The sequence below is a fragment of the Mycolicibacter algericus DSM 45454 genome (genome assembly GCF_002086455.1).
Classification (GTDB): Bacteria; Actinomycetota; Actinomycetes; order Mycobacteriales; family Mycobacteriaceae; genus Mycobacterium; species Mycobacterium algericum.
In genome coordinates this window covers 45757-59219 of the sequence record NZ_MVHC01000001.1, presented here as the reverse complement: position 1 = coordinate 59219, position 13463 = coordinate 45757, and the positions used below count along the sequence as shown (strand labels likewise).

Genomic DNA, 13463 nt, shown 5'->3' with positions numbered 1-13463 from the left:
CAGTACCGGCGTTCCCGGAAAAGTGGTGTGACATGTCCGTTGTCAAGCAGGAAGCCGATCGTCGGGCGCGTGAAGCCGTCGGCGACAAGCCCGTGCACACCCGGGCGCTCATCATCGGAACCGGGTTCTCCGGCTTGGGCATGGGCATTGCGCTGCAGAAGCAGGGCGTGGAGTTCCTCATTCTGGAGAAGGCTGACGACATCGGCGGGACGTGGCGGGACAACACCTACCCCGGCTGCGCCTGCGACGTCCCGTCGCACCTGTACTCCTTCTCCTTCGCGCCGAAGGCGACCTGGAGCAAACTGTTCTCGCCGCAGCCGGAGATCCTGGATTACCTGCGGGGCGTCGCTGACAAGCACGGACTGCTCCGCCACATCCGGTTCGGTTCGCAGGTCGACCGGGCGCACTGGGACGACGACGAGTTCCGCTGGCATGTGTTCACCACCGCCGGCCAGGAGTTCGTCGCCCAGTTCTTGATCTCCGGGGCCGGAGCCCTGCATATCCCGCGGTTGCCCGACATCGACGGTATGGACGAATTCGCCGGGGCGGCTTTCCATTCCGCGCAGTGGGATCACGGCGTCGACCTGACCGGCAAGCGAGTCGCGGTGATCGGCACCGGTGCCAGCGCCATCCAGATCGTGCCCGAGCTGGTTCGCGATGACGCGAAAGTGGCCCAGCTGCAGTTGTACCAGCGCACCCCGCCGTGGGTGGTGCCGCGGCCCAACAGCCCGTTTCCCAAGGCGCTGCTGACCGCGTTCGCGACCGTCCCGGGCCTGCGACGTGCGGTGCGCGCCGGGATCTACTGCTGGCTGGAGGGGCTGGGCTATGCCATGACCAGGCGACCCGGCCTGTTGCGGGCGGTCGAGCTGGTCGGCCGCTGGAACATCCGCCGCAACGTCGGCGACGAGGAACTGCGCCGCAAGCTCACCCCGAGCTATCGGGCAGGCTGTAAACGAATCCTCTATGCGCCCAACTATTACCAGGCGGTCGCCAACCCGAAGGCGAAGCTGATCACCGAGCGCATCGAGAAGATCACCGCCGACGGCATCGTCACCGCCGGCGGCGTCGAGCACCGCTGTGACGTCATCGTCTACGCCACCGGCTTCCACGTCACCGACTCCTACACCTACGTCGACATCAAGGGACCGGGCGGCGAGGATCTGGTGGACCGCTGGAACACCGAAGGGGTGGTGGCGCATCGGGGCATCGCGGTCGCCGACATGCCCAACCTGTTCTTTCTGCTGGGCCCCAACACCGGCCTGGGGCACACCTCGGTGGTGATCATGATCGAGTCGCAGATCCACTATGTCGCCGAAGCGATCGCGGCGGTGGACGCCGTCGGGGCGCAGGCGCTGGCGCCGACCCGCGCCGCCCAGGACCGTTTCAACGACGAGCTGCAGCAGCAGTTGGGCGGGTCGGTGTGGAACACCGGCGGCTGCCGCAGCTGGTACCTCGACGAGCACGGCGTCAACCGGACGTTGTGGAGCGGCATGACATGGCAATATCGCCGGGCCACCCGCAAGCTGCGCCCGGATGAGTACCGCTTCTCCGGGGCCGGCTGACGCGACACGCAGACACAAGTTCTTGTGTTGCCACCGGTTGTCGGCCCCCAGGGGTAGTGTCAGTGGCCTATAGCGGCCTAGCTTTCCGAGGGTGAAATGGGGTTCTGGTGAGCGAAAAACTGAAGCTGATCGACCGGGTGTCAGCGATCAACTGGAACCGGGTGCAAGACGACAAGGACATCGAGGTCTGGGATCGCTTGACCGGAAACTTCTGGCTACCTGAAAAGGTGCCGGTCTCCAACGACCTGCCCTCCTGGGGGACGCTCACCGACGAGGAGAAGCAGCTCACCATGCGGGTCTTCACCGGCCTGACGCTGCTGGACACCATCCAGGGCACCGTCGGTGCCGTCAGCCTGATCCCCGACGCGCTGACCCCGCACGAGGAAGCGGTCTACACCAACATCGCGTTCATGGAGTCGGTGCACGCCAAGAGCTACAGCCAGATCTTCTCCACGCTGTGCTCGACCAATGAGATCGACGAGGCGTTCCGCTGGTCGGAGGAGAACGGCAACCTGCAGCGCAAGGCCGCCATCGTCATGCAGTACTACCGCGGCGACGAGCCGCTGAAACGCAAGGTGGCCTCCACGCTGCTGGAAAGCTTCTTGTTCTACTCCGGCTTCTACCTGCCGATGTACTGGTCGAGCCGGGGCAAGCTGACCAACACCGCCGACGTGATCCGGCTGATCATCCGCGACGAGGCGGTGCACGGCTACTACATCGGCTACAAGTTCCAGCGGGGGCTGGCCATGCAGGACGAGGCCAAGCGCGCCGAGCTCAAGGACTACACCTACGAGCTGCTCTTCGAGCTCTACGACAACGAGGTCGAATACACCCAGGATCTCTACGACGGGGTGGGTTTGACCGAGGACGTCAAGAAGTTCTTGCGCTACAACGCCAACAAGGCGCTGATGAACCTCGGCTACGAGGCGCTGTTCCCGCGCGACGAGACCGACGTCAACCCGGCGATCCTGTCGGCGCTGAGCCCCAACGGCGACGAGAACCACGACTTCTTCTCCGGGTCGGGCTCGTCGTACGTGATCGGCAAGGCGGTCATCACCGAAGACGAGGACTGGGAGTTCTAGTCCGCTGGTGGCGAGGCGAAGGCAGTTCATCAACCTGCTCCTGGCCACCTGGGTGTCGGTGATCTGCTTCTGGGCGTGGAACCTGGTCGGACCGCTCTCGACGCAGTACGCCACCCGGATGTCGTTGAGCTCCAACCAGCAGGCGCTGCTGGTGGCGACACCGATCCTGATCGGGGCGCTGGGCCGGATCGTCACCGGGCCGATGACCGACCGCTTCGGGGGCCGCACCATGTTCGTCGCGGTGTCGCTGGCCTCGATTCCGCCGGTGCTCGTGGTCGGCTATGCGGCACACATCGGCTCGTATCCGCTGATGCTTGCCGCCGCGTTCTTCCTCGGAGTGGCCGGAACGGTGTTCGCCATCGGAATCCCGTTCGCCAACAACTGGTTTGCTCCGCAGCGCCGCGGCTTCGCCACCGGAGTGTTCGGCATGGGGATGGTCGGAACCGCGGTGTCGGCGTTCGTCACCCCGCGGTTGGTGGCGTCGGTCGGCCTGTTCGCCACCCACCTGATCGTCGCTGCGGCCCTGGCGATCTCGGTGCTGCTGTGCGTGGTGCTGATGCGCAACGGCCCGCGTTTCGTGCCCAACACCACCGCGGTGCTGCCGAAGCTCAAAGCGGCGGCCCGGTTGCGGATGACCTGGGAGATGTCGCTGCTCTACGGCCTGGTGTTCGGCGGCTTCGTGGCGTTCTCCAGCTACCTGCCCATCTACATCAAGGCGGTCTACCAGTTCTCGCAGGTCGGGGCGGGGGAGCGCACCGCGGCGTTCGCGCTGGCCGCCGTGCTGGCCCGGTTGCTCGGCGGGACACTGGCCGACCGCATCGCACCCAAGTATGTGGTGCTGGCCTCGCTGGCCGGTATCGCGGTGCAGACCCTGATCTCGGTGTTCAAGCCACCGGCCGACATCTGGTCGGGCCTGACGTTCCTGCCGTTGGCGGTGGCGCTGGGCATCGGCACCGGCGGGGTGTTCGCCTGGGTGTCCCGCCGGGCCCCGGCCGGCTCGGTCGGTTCGGTGACCGGGATCGTCGCGGCGTTCGGGGGGCTGGGCGGCTATTTCCCGCCGCTGGTGATGGGCGCGACCTACGACCCGGTTCGAAACAGTTACGCGGTGGGGTTGATGCTGCTGGTCGCCACCGCGGTGCTGCTGTTCATCTACACCGCGGTGTTCCTGCGCGCCCGCGAACCCACCGCCGCGACAACCGCTTAGCCTGACGGTAGTCACCTTCAACGTCAGGGGTTTCACGATGACGACAGACATCGATGGCACTACACGTCCCCGCACCTGGATGGCCGGAGCCGTGCTCACGGCGTTGCTCGGGTTGTTCTTCGCCTTCGACGCCATTCCCAAGATCCTCGGCGTGCCCTTCGCCCGCGAAGGCACCGAAGCGCTCGGTTTCTCCCCGGACAAGACCGCGGTCATCGGCTGGGTGCTGCTGGTGTGCCTGGCCGTCTTCTTGCTCCCTCGCACCGCGGTGCTGGGCGCCCTGGGCTTGACCGCCTACCTGGGTGGGGCCGTGACCATGAACCTGCACGCCGACAAGCCCCTGGCCGGTTTCGTGCTGTCCGGCGTGTACGTCGGCGTGCTGGTCTGGATCGCTCTCATCCTGCGCCGGCCGGAACTGCTACGGGTGCTGGGAGTTCGGCGCCGTTGACGGGTTCGGTCTTCGCGGCTAATTGTCGCGCAGCGACGCGGTGTCGATGACGAAGCGGTAGCGCACGTCCGAGGCCAGCACCCGCTCGTAGGCGGTGTTGACGTACTCGGGTTCGATCACCTCGATCTCGGGCCGCACGCCGTGTTCGGCGCAGAAGTCCAGCATCTCCTGGGTCTCGGCGATCCCGCCGATCAGCGACCCGGACACACTGCGCCGCATCCGGACCAGCGGACCCGGCGGCACCGCCAGGGATTTCTCGGGCATGCCCAACTCGACCAGGGTGCCGTCGAGGGCGAGCAGGCCCAGGTAGGCGCCCAGGTCCAGGCTCGCCGAGACGGTGTTGAGGATGACGTCGAAGTTGCCGCGCAGTTTCTTGAACGTCTCGGGGTCGCTGGTGGCGTAGTAGTGTTCGGCGCCCAACCGCAGTCCGTCCTCCATCTTCTTCAGGGATTGGGACAACACGGTCACCTCGGCGCCCATCGCGGTCCCCAGCTTCACGGCCATATGACCCAGGCCGCCCAGTCCGACGACCGCAATCCGCTTGCCCGGACCGACCTTCCAGTGGCGCAGCGGTGAGTAGGTGGTGACCCCGGCGCACAGCAGCGGGGCGGCGGCATCCAGCGGGATCTCATCGGGGATGCGCAGCACGTAGTTCTCGTCGACGACGATCGCGCCGCTGTAGCCGCCCTGGGTGGGCTGGCCGTCGCGGCCGACACCGGCATACGTGCCCACCATGCCGCCACCGGTGCAGTACTGCTCGTGGCCGGCCTGACAGCTGGGGCATTCGCGGCAGGAGTCGACGAAGCAGCCGACGCCGACGCGGTCACCGACGGTGAACTTGGTCACCTGCGCGCCGACCGCGGTGACCACGCCGGCGATCTCATGACCCGGCACCAGGGGGTAGGGCGGGCGGCCCCACTCGGCTTTGACGGTGTGGATGTCGGAGTGGCAGATGCCGGCGAACGCGATGTCGAAGGCGACGTCGTGCGGGCCGGGCTCGCGGCGGGTGATGGTGGTCTTGGTCAGTGGATCGGTCGGCGACGTGGCGGCGTAGGCGGAAACGGTGCTCATCGGGGATATCTCTCTTCGCAACTCGGCGTTTTTATATAGTCTAGCGAAGTAAATTGTGTGTGGTCGTCCGCTGCTCAGCCCAAGTGCGATAGCGACGCTTGTTTGCCCAGCGTGACGGCGGCACCGGGGCCGCTACGTAATCCTTGACACATTCATGTGCGGCGGGTGGTCAGCGCGATGCGAGCGGCCGCGCGAAGGAGCCATGGTGTCTGCCGTGCCATCACGGCGACGGCACGGTCCGAGCGGCGCATCGAGGCCTGCGGGCCGGGGGTCGGCGTCGACGCCAGCTCAGCCTCGGCCGATCCGGCCGGCGGGCCGTTGCGATTGACCGCCAAAAGTTGCCAGTGGCCGGGAACGCCGCGGAGTTCGACGCTGCCGCGGTCCTCGAAGCCGGTGCCCGATCCGACGACCAGGTCGCGCACCGTGCGCGAGACCAGGATTTCGCCGGGGCCCGCCTGGCCGACGATCCGCGCCGCGATGTGCACGGCCATGCCGGCGATGTCGTTGTCGATCAGTTCGCATTCACCGGTGTGGATGCCGACCCGGATCTCGATGCCCAGTGCGTCGGCGTCGGACTGCAATGCCTCGGCACAGCGGATCGCCTGGGTCGGGCCGTCGAACGTGGCGAGGTGGCCGTCGCCGGTGCTCTTCACCACCGCGCCGCTGAAACGATTCGTGAGTTCGGCGGTGACTTCACCGAAGCGCTGCAACACTGCTCGCCACCGCTCGTCGCCAGTCACCGCGGCGTGCTGCGTGGACGCGACGATGTCGGTGAACAACACGGTGCGCAGGGCGCGATGCGACTGCGCCGGCGCCGCATGGCTGCCGGTGAGGAATTCCTCGATCTCCGTCAGGATCTTGTCGGGCTCGGTCAGAAAGGGTGCGTGGTCCCTACCTTCGACTTCCAGGTATCGCGCTCCGGGGATATGCGCGGCGAGGTACCGGCCGCCCTGCACCGGCACCGCGTGGTCGTCGCGGGCATGGATGACCAGGGTTGGCGCGGTGAGCGTCGGCAAGATCGGCCGCACATCGATCAGAAACGCCGCTTCAAACGACGCCCGCGCCATACCCGGGCTCGCACTCATGCGCTCGCACGTCGCGAGCTGGCGTAGCGACCGGACCGATGGGGCACTGATGCTGGCGGTCTCGCCGCTGCCCCACTCGGAGCGCACCGTGCGGCCGGCTTGCTGGAAGCGGGCGAGCTGCTCGATCGACGGTGTGTAGTCCTCACCCAGTTCGGCGAGGAAGCGCCCCCGCAGCTCGGCCGGGTCGCGATCCAGGTCGTCCCAGCCCTCGAAGCCCCAATACGCAACGGTGCCGGAAAGGATCAGCGCCCGCGTTCGCGTCGGCTGGGTGGTCGCGAACATGATGGCGACCGGCCCGCCGTCACTCAGACCGCACACCACGGCCTGTCCGAAACCGACGGTGTCCATGACCGCTTCGATCTCGGTCGCTCGTTCCTCCAGCGTGCGAACTTTCGGCACCGGGTCCGACAGCCCGACACCGGCCTTGTCGAACCAGGCGACGCGACAGAACGTGCCGAGCTGGTCGACGAACGCCTTGAATTGGGGGAGGGTCCAGGCCAGCTCGATGTGGCTGACGAACGGTCCCACGACGACCAGCTCGATCGGCCCATCACCGAATAGCTGATAGGCCAGGCTGAGGTCGCCACACTTGGCGTATGACGTTTCCGGCACGGAATGAGCGTACTGCCGCCGGGGTTTGCCGTCGCCGAAAACGGAGTGGCCCGATGCCAGCCGATCACACCGGCAACCACCGGGGCCCCGACGAGAAACGTCAGCCGAAGGAAAGACTTGCGATGCAGCAGGTTTCCGTTGCCGCGAACCCGAAGAGACGAGTGCGTCAGCGGATGCGTGCGACTAATCGCTGTGAAGTTCAGCGGAAAGGCTGAGAGTTCGCTGCAATGTTGACGATGGTGCAATTTCCGATTGTCCGCTTACACCTTGCAAAGCGATGTCGGTGCCGCGCGCTACGGTGCGCCAATGGTTACTCGCCCCAAAGTTGATCGGCTCGTCCTCTACAAACACGGGGTGGCCTTCGTCAGTCGCAGCGGCCCGGTCGACGGCGACTTCGAACTGACATTCCGTCGCGACGATATGAAGGACGTACTGAAGTCGCTGACTGTCCACGCCGCCGCGGGCGGTGCATCGGCGGGTGCCGTGTGCTTCGACACCCCGGCCGATCCACGCACCGAGTTGGCCGATCGCAACCTGCTGCTGGACTCCGGCGAGGCACTGGTCGACCTGCTCGACGCGCTGCGCGGCCGCGCCGTCGAGGTGCTCGCCGGCGAACAGACGCACCGCGGTGAGGTGATCGGCGTGGATGACCTCGCCGGTGAGCCGGCCCGGCGGCTGCTGGTGCTTCGGGCCGATGCCGGTGCGGTCAGCCTGGTCGACCTGAGCGACGCCCGTCGCATCGAACTGCTGGAGGCAACGTCCAAAGACGACCTGGAATACCTCATCGACCGGTCCCGCACCGCCACCGCGGGCCGCAACTGCGACGTCACGGTGCAGATCCGTGGCGCCGCCGAGGACGTGCGGGTGTCCTACATCGTCGCTGCGCCGATGTGGCGGGTGTCTTATCGGGCGATCCGCGACGGCGACACGGTGACGCTGATCGCGACCGGCATCATCCACAACCCGATCGATGAGGATCTGGCCGACGTCGCGGTGACTTTGACCACCGGCCAGCCGATCTCGTTCGACATCGATCTCTACCACGGCCGCCAGGTGCAGCGGGTGATCGTGGCCGAAAGTGAGCGCGCGGCGGCGCCGCGACAGCTGCGCAGCGCCATGCCGTTCGACTCAGCGATGCCCGACGGAATGCTGTTGCCGACGGGCGCCTACGACGCGGCCGCGGCCGACGTCGAAACCGGCGACCGCGGTGAGTATTTCGAATACCGGCTGGCCGCGCCGCTGTCGCTGAAACGGGGCGGGGCGGCGATGGTGCCGTTGGCGGCGGCACCCGTCGATGCGGTGCGTCGGGAGGTGGTGTGGCGCGAGGACCGCGGACCCGCCCCCGACATCGTGCTGGCGTTCACCAATACCACCGGCCTGGTGCTCGAAGAGGGCCCGGCCGTCGTCTACGAGCAGGGCGGCTATGCCGGAGAAGCCATGCTGGACTTCACCGCTCGCGGCGCCGACGTGCGGCTTGCCTTCGCCAAAGATCTCGCGGTGCGCTGCCGCAGCGAAACGGCCGCCCAGAACGTCACCACCCGGATCCGGCTGACGGCCGACGCCGTTGTCGAGGAGCAGCGCTGCGAGCGGTGGCATACCTTGAGCGCCGAGAACGACCACGACGACCCGGTCGACGTCGTCTTCGAGTTGGGGGTGTCGCCGGACCACACCGTGACCGCGCAGAATGGTGCGACCGAAGTCGGCCGAGATGGCTGGTGGCGCCGGTTCAGCGTCACGGTTGGCGGGCACCAGACAGCCGAGGCGACGGTGCTGGAGACCTGGCCGATCTGGTCGGAGATCGACTACGAGGACCTGGAACCGGGCCGGCTGGAGGACTGGCTGGCGGGCCGCTCCCTGGGCGGCGAGACGGTCGAGGCGCTCGGGCGGGTCTTGGCGCATCAGAACACCGCTCGCCGACTCGACGAGCAGTGCGACGAGGCCGAAGAGCAGCGCGACGCGCTCTACACCGCGCAGAGCCGCATCGCCGAACAGTTGCGGGTGCTGGGCACCGACGGCGCCGAAGGCGAGCTGCGGGCCCGGCACGTGCGTGAGCTGGACGCCCTGGCGGACCGGGCCGGTGCGCTCGATGCGGAGGTGCGCCGCCTCCGCGACGAAGCAGCCGACGCCCGCCGGCAGGCGGCGGCCGAACTGCGGCGGGTGATCGGGGAGCGGCCGCTTAATTGATGGGGGCATTCAACCAGCGCAGGTCGTCGACCACGCCGAGGGCGGCGATCGGTCCCTGCCCGGTCTGCCACACCTCGTTGTTGACCACGAACACCCGGCTGTCACGGTTGGCCGCCAGCCGGCGCCAGGACACGCTGTCGAACACCGCGGCGGCCCGTGCCTTGGCCGCCGGCGAGGCGAACGAGACGTAGACGATGTCACCGTCGGCCGCCGACAAGTCCGCCCGGCCGGCCAGGTCGGCGTCGCTCGCCGCGATCTCGACGTAGGGCTGGTCGGTGAACCGCTGTGACGGCGGCCGGTCCACACCGACGGCCTTGAGCACACTGGCAGCGAAGTTGGCCGCCCCGTACACCCGCACACCGGCGTCGGTGAGCGCAACGACCGAAGCCTGGAAGTGGGTGGCGTCGGCGGCCTCGCCGGTTTCAGCGGCGGCCCGGCCGAACTTGTCGAGCACCACGTCGGTCGCGCCGCTGCGCGCGGTGGCGGCGCCGACGCCACGCAGGTTGTCCTCCCACGCTGCGCCCGGTGCCCCGGTGAAAACGGTCGGGGCGATCGACGCCAGCTCCGAATAGCCGGGCGTCAGGCCCTGGGCACCCAAGATCAGGTCCGGGTGCAGCGCGGCGATCGCGTCGATGTCCGGCGTGCTGCGGCTGCCCACCGCCGGCAGGCCGTGCACCACGGCGCCCAGGTATGACGGCTGGTGCTTCGAGTCATCCGGCAGCGCGGCTCCGACGACGCGGGACTGCAGTCCCAGGGCGCACAGCGCATCGAGCTGATCACCGGAGAGCACCACGATGCGTTCCGGCTCCTCGGGGACCTCGACGCCGGGTGGTTCCACGCCTTCCGCGTTGTGAACCGAGCGCATCGCTGGTCCCGGATCCGCGCGGGCCGGCTCCGGCGCGCACGACTCATCGGGCCGGCGGTCGTTGCCGAGCACGCCGGCACCGGCGACCATGGTCGTGGTGGTGGACGTCGGGGCCGTCTCGGCGCTCTTGCCGGCGCACCCCGAGGCCGCGACCAGCAGCATGGCCAGTGCTGCCGCCGCCGCCCGCCGGTCCGCCCTCATCACGCGGTGACGGTAACACCGACCGGCGCCGCCCCGTCGGTGAGACGAATACGACGTTTTGTAGGAGGCCTATACCGGCGGGGCGACGCTCGGGGTTAGGATTCGACCCAAGTCCCCGGGATGCCCATGTTTGGAGGAATCTTGACCGCAGAAGCACCCCCGCGCGCAGAACTCGAGCCCAGTCGGCCGTTCCCGCCGCGGCTGGGCCCCAAGGGCAGCCTGCTGTACAAGATGGTCACGACCACCGATCACAAGCTGATCGGCATCATGTACTGCGTCGCCTGCATGGTCTTCTTCTTCATCGGCGGCCTGCTGGCGCTGCTGATGCGCACCGAGCTGGTGGCGCCGGGCCTGCAGTTCCTGTCCAACGAGCAGTTCAACCAGCTGTTCACCATGCACGGCACGATCATGCTGCTGTTCTACGCCACCCCGATCGTGTTCGGCTTCGCCAACCTGGTGCTGCCGCTGCAGATCGGTGCGCCGGACGTGGCGTTCCCGCGGCTCAACGCGTTCTCGTTCTGGCTGTTCGTGTTCGGCGCGACGATCGCGCTGGCCGGTTTCATCACCCCTGGCGGTGCGGCCGATTTCGGCTGGACCGGCTACACCCCGTTGAGCAACGCGGTGCACTCACCGGGCGCCGGAGCTGACCTGTGGATCATGGGCCTGGCCGTCGCCGGTCTGGGCACCATCCTGGGCGGGGTCAACATGATCACCACGGTGGCCTGCATGCGGGCCCCCGGGATGACGATGTTCCGGATGCCGATCTTCACCTGGAACATCCTGGTCACCTCGATCATGGTGCTGATCGTCTTCCCGCTGCTGACCGCGGCGCTGCTGGGCCTGGCCGTCGACCGGCACCTGGGTGGGCATATCTATGACTCCGCCAACGGCGGCGAGTTGCTATGGCAACACCTGTTCTGGTTCTTCGGCCATCCGGAGGTCTATATCATCGCGCTGCCGTTCTTCGGCATCGTCAGCGAAGTCATCCCGGTGTTCGCCCGCAAGCCGATCTTCGGGTACGTCACCCTGGTGTACGCGACGATGAGCATCGCCGGGCTGTCGACGGCGGTGTGGGCGCACCACATGTACGCCACCGGGGCCGTGCTGCTGCCGTTCTTCGCGCTGCTGACCCTGATGATCGCCATCCCGACCGGACTGAAGTTCTTCAACTGGATCGGCACCATGTGGCGGGGTCAGATGACGTTCGAGACGCCGATGCTGTTCTCGCTCGGCTTCATCGTCACCTTCCTGGCCGGTGGCCTGACCGGTGTGATGCTGGCCAGCCCGCCGATCGACTTCCACGTCAGCGACAGCTACTTCTTGATCGCGCACTTCCACTACGTGCTGTTCGGCACCATCGTGTTCGCCACGTTCGCCGGCATCTACTTCTGGTTCCCGAAGATGACCGGCCGGCTGCTCGACGAGCGGCTGGGCAGGCTGCACTTCTGGCTGACGTTCATCGGCTTCCACACCACGTTCTTGATCCAGCACTGGCTGGGCAACATGGGGATGCCGCGCCGCTACGCCGACTACCTGCCCACCGACGGGTTCCAGCCGTTCAACATCGTCTCCACCGTCGGGGCGTTCATCCTGGGTGCCTCGATGCTCGCCTTCACCTGGAACGTGTTCAAGAGCTGGCGTTACGGCGAGGTCGTCACCGTCGATGACCCGTGGGGCTACGGCAACTCGCTGGAGTGGGCGACCAGCTGCCCGCCGCCGCGGCACAACTTCACCGAACTGCCCCGAATCCGTTCGGAGCGGCCGGCATTCGAACTGCACTACCCGCACATGATCGATCGGCTCCGCGCCGAGGCGCACGTCGGCCGTCACCCGGGCGACGAGCTGTACGAGCCCACGCCGGTCTGATGCGCCCGCTGGGGGTGAGGCGGCGCCGGGTCCGGTCGGCCAGCCGCCGCGGGTGAGCGTGCCCAAGGTGCCGGTGTTGATCACCGTCACAGGCGTGGATCAGCCGGGCGTGACGTCAGCGCTCTTCGAGGTGCTCTCGCAGTACCCGGTCGAGCTGCTCAATGTCGAACAGGTCGTGGTCCGCGGCCGGCTGACGCTGGGTGTGCTGGTGTCGGCGCCATCGGAGGTGGCTGACGGAACGAGGCTGGCCGCCGAGGTCACCGCAGCCATCCACGGCGTCGGCCTGGATGTCACGATCCAACGCGGCGACGACGCCCCGATCATCGCCGTGCCGTCCACGCACCGGATCGTGGTGCTGGGACGGCCGGTAGGGCCCGCTGCGCTGGGAGCACTCGCCCGTGAGATCGCCGAGATCGATGCCAATATCGACATGATCCGGGGCGTCTCGGACTACCCGGTGACCGGCCTGGAACTGCGGGTATCGGTGCCGGTCGGCGCCGCGGGCCGGTTGCAGTCGGCGCTGAGCCAGGTCGCCGCGCAGCAGCGGGTCGACGTGGCATTCCAAGATGCCAGCCTGTCGCGCCGGACCAAACGGCTGATCGTCTTCGACGTCGACTCCACCCTGATCCAGGGCGAGGTCATCGAAATGCTCGCCGCCCGCGCCGGCGCCGGCGATGCGGTCGCGGCGATCACCGAGGCCGCGATGCGCGGCGAACTCGATTTCGCCGAGTCGCTGCATCACCGGGTGGCCACCCTGGCGGGCCTGCCCGCCGATGTCATCGACGAGGTGTCCGAGCAGATCGAGCTCACCCCGGGCGCACGCACCACGTTGCGCACGCTGCGCCGGCTCGGTTTCAAATGTGGGGTCGTCTCCGGTGGCTTCCGGCAGGTGATCGCACCCCTGGCCGACGAACTGAAGCTGGACTTCGTGGCCGCCAACGAGTTGGAGATCGTCGACGGCACACTCACCGGCCGGGTGATCGGGCCGGTGGTGGATCGGGCCGGCAAGGCCGATGCGCTGCGGGAGTTCGCCGAGAAGGCCGGCGTGCCGCTGGAGCAGACCGTCGCGGTCGGCGACGGCGCCAACGACATCGACATGCTGGCCGCCGCCGGGTTGGGTGTGGCGTTCAACGCCAAACCGGCGTTGCGCGAGGTCGCCGATGCCTCGTTGAGCTACCCGTATCTGGACACCGTGCTGTTCCTGTTGGGCGTCACCCGCGCCGAGATCGAGGCGGCCGACGCGCACGACGGCGTGTTGCGCCGCGTTGAGATCCCGCCCGCGTAGC

General features: G+C 67.7%; 10 protein-coding genes. 7 read left to right on the top strand and 3 right to left on the bottom strand.

The genetic code is table 11. From position 1 onward, the window contains the following. The first annotated feature begins 32 nt into the window (after positions 1 to 32). The 4 genes from BST10_RS00270 to BST10_RS00255 all read left to right on the top strand — a co-directional run bounded on the left by BST10_RS00270 (position 33) and on the right by BST10_RS00255 (position 4293). Positions 33 to 1562: a flavin-containing monooxygenase gene (locus BST10_RS00270; protein WP_083035704.1), complete on the top strand. Its 1530-nt coding sequence runs from the start codon at positions 33 to 35 to the stop codon at positions 1560 to 1562. Positions 1563 to 1669: 107 nt separating this feature from the next. Then, positions 1670 to 2644 (top strand): class 1b ribonucleoside-diphosphate reductase subunit beta, encoded by a 975-nt coding sequence (gene nrdF / locus BST10_RS00265; RefSeq protein ID WP_193465305.1) that lies wholly within the window; start codon positions 1670 to 1672, stop codon positions 2642 to 2644. A 7-nt stretch (positions 2645 to 2651) separates the two neighbouring features. Continuing rightward, positions 2652 to 3848 carry an MFS transporter gene (locus BST10_RS00260; protein WP_235673623.1) on the top strand — a complete coding sequence of 399 codons (1197 nt, stop codon included), beginning with the start codon at positions 2652 to 2654 and terminating at the stop codon, positions 3846 to 3848. Between the two features lie 37 nt (positions 3849 to 3885). Continuing rightward, positions 3886 to 4293: a DoxX family protein gene (locus BST10_RS00255; protein WP_041318341.1), complete on the top strand. Its 408-nt coding sequence runs from the start codon at positions 3886 to 3888 to the stop codon at positions 4291 to 4293. 18 nt (positions 4294 to 4311) lie between these two features. On the opposite strand, the gene BST10_RS00250 is transcribed toward BST10_RS00255, so the two are convergent. Then, positions 4312 to 5364 carry an NAD(P)-dependent alcohol dehydrogenase gene (locus BST10_RS00250; protein ID WP_083035700.1) on the bottom strand — a complete coding sequence of 351 codons (1053 nt, stop codon included), beginning with the start codon at positions 5362 to 5364 and terminating at the stop codon, positions 4312 to 4314. Positions 5365 to 5516: 152 nt separating this feature from the next. Next, the gene (locus BST10_RS00245; protein WP_083035698.1) at positions 5517 to 7061 is read right to left on the bottom strand and encodes an adenylate/guanylate cyclase domain-containing protein; all 1545 of its coding nucleotides are present in this window, start codon (positions 7059 to 7061) and stop codon (positions 5517 to 5519) included. 306 nt (positions 7062 to 7367) lie between these two features. Here BST10_RS00245 and BST10_RS00240 point away from each other — a divergent pair, with 306 nt between their 5' ends. Beyond that, positions 7368 to 9245, top strand: a complete 1878-nt coding sequence (locus tag BST10_RS00240) for a hypothetical protein (RefSeq protein WP_083035696.1) — start codon at positions 7368 to 7370, stop codon at positions 9243 to 9245. On the opposite strand, the gene BST10_RS00235 is transcribed toward BST10_RS00240, so the two are convergent. Next, complete coding sequence (locus BST10_RS00235) at positions 9238 to 10311, bottom strand: iron-siderophore ABC transporter substrate-binding protein (protein ID WP_083035693.1); 1074 nt, start codon at positions 10309 to 10311, stop codon at positions 9238 to 9240. The two genes, BST10_RS00240 and BST10_RS00235, sit on opposite strands and share 8 nt — an antisense overlap. A 141-nt stretch (positions 10312 to 10452) precedes the next feature. On the opposite strand from BST10_RS00235, the gene ctaD reads away from it, so the two are divergent. Together ctaD and serB are read left to right on the top strand one after the other, a co-directional pair. Beyond that, positions 10453 to 12177 (top strand): aa3-type cytochrome oxidase subunit I, encoded by a 1725-nt coding sequence (gene ctaD, locus BST10_RS00230; RefSeq protein WP_041320019.1) that lies wholly within the window; start codon positions 10453 to 10455, stop codon positions 12175 to 12177. A 58-nt stretch (positions 12178 to 12235) separates the two neighbouring features. Continuing rightward, the gene (gene serB, locus BST10_RS00225; RefSeq protein WP_013829699.1) at positions 12236 to 13462 is read left to right on the top strand and encodes a phosphoserine phosphatase SerB; all 1227 of its coding nucleotides are present in this window, start codon (positions 12236 to 12238) and stop codon (positions 13460 to 13462) included. Position 13463 lies beyond the last annotated feature (1 nt).

Coding starts and splice junctions, on each gene's coding strand:
- BST10_RS00270 (WP_083035704.1), top strand. CDS start 33: ATGTCCGTTGTCAAGCAGGAAGCCGATCGTCGGGCGCGTGAAGCCGTC.
- BST10_RS00255 (WP_041318341.1), top strand. CDS start 3,886: ATGACGACAGACATCGATGGCACTACACGTCCCCGCACCTGGATGGCC.
- BST10_RS00250 (WP_083035700.1), bottom strand. CDS start 5,364: ATGAGCACCGTTTCCGCCTACGCCGCCACGTCGCCGACCGATCCACTG.
- BST10_RS00240 (WP_083035696.1), top strand. CDS start 7,368: ATGGTTACTCGCCCCAAAGTTGATCGGCTCGTCCTCTACAAACACGGG.
- BST10_RS00235 (WP_083035693.1), bottom strand. CDS start 10,311: ATGAGGGCGGACCGGCGGGCGGCGGCGGCAGCACTGGCCATGCTGCTG.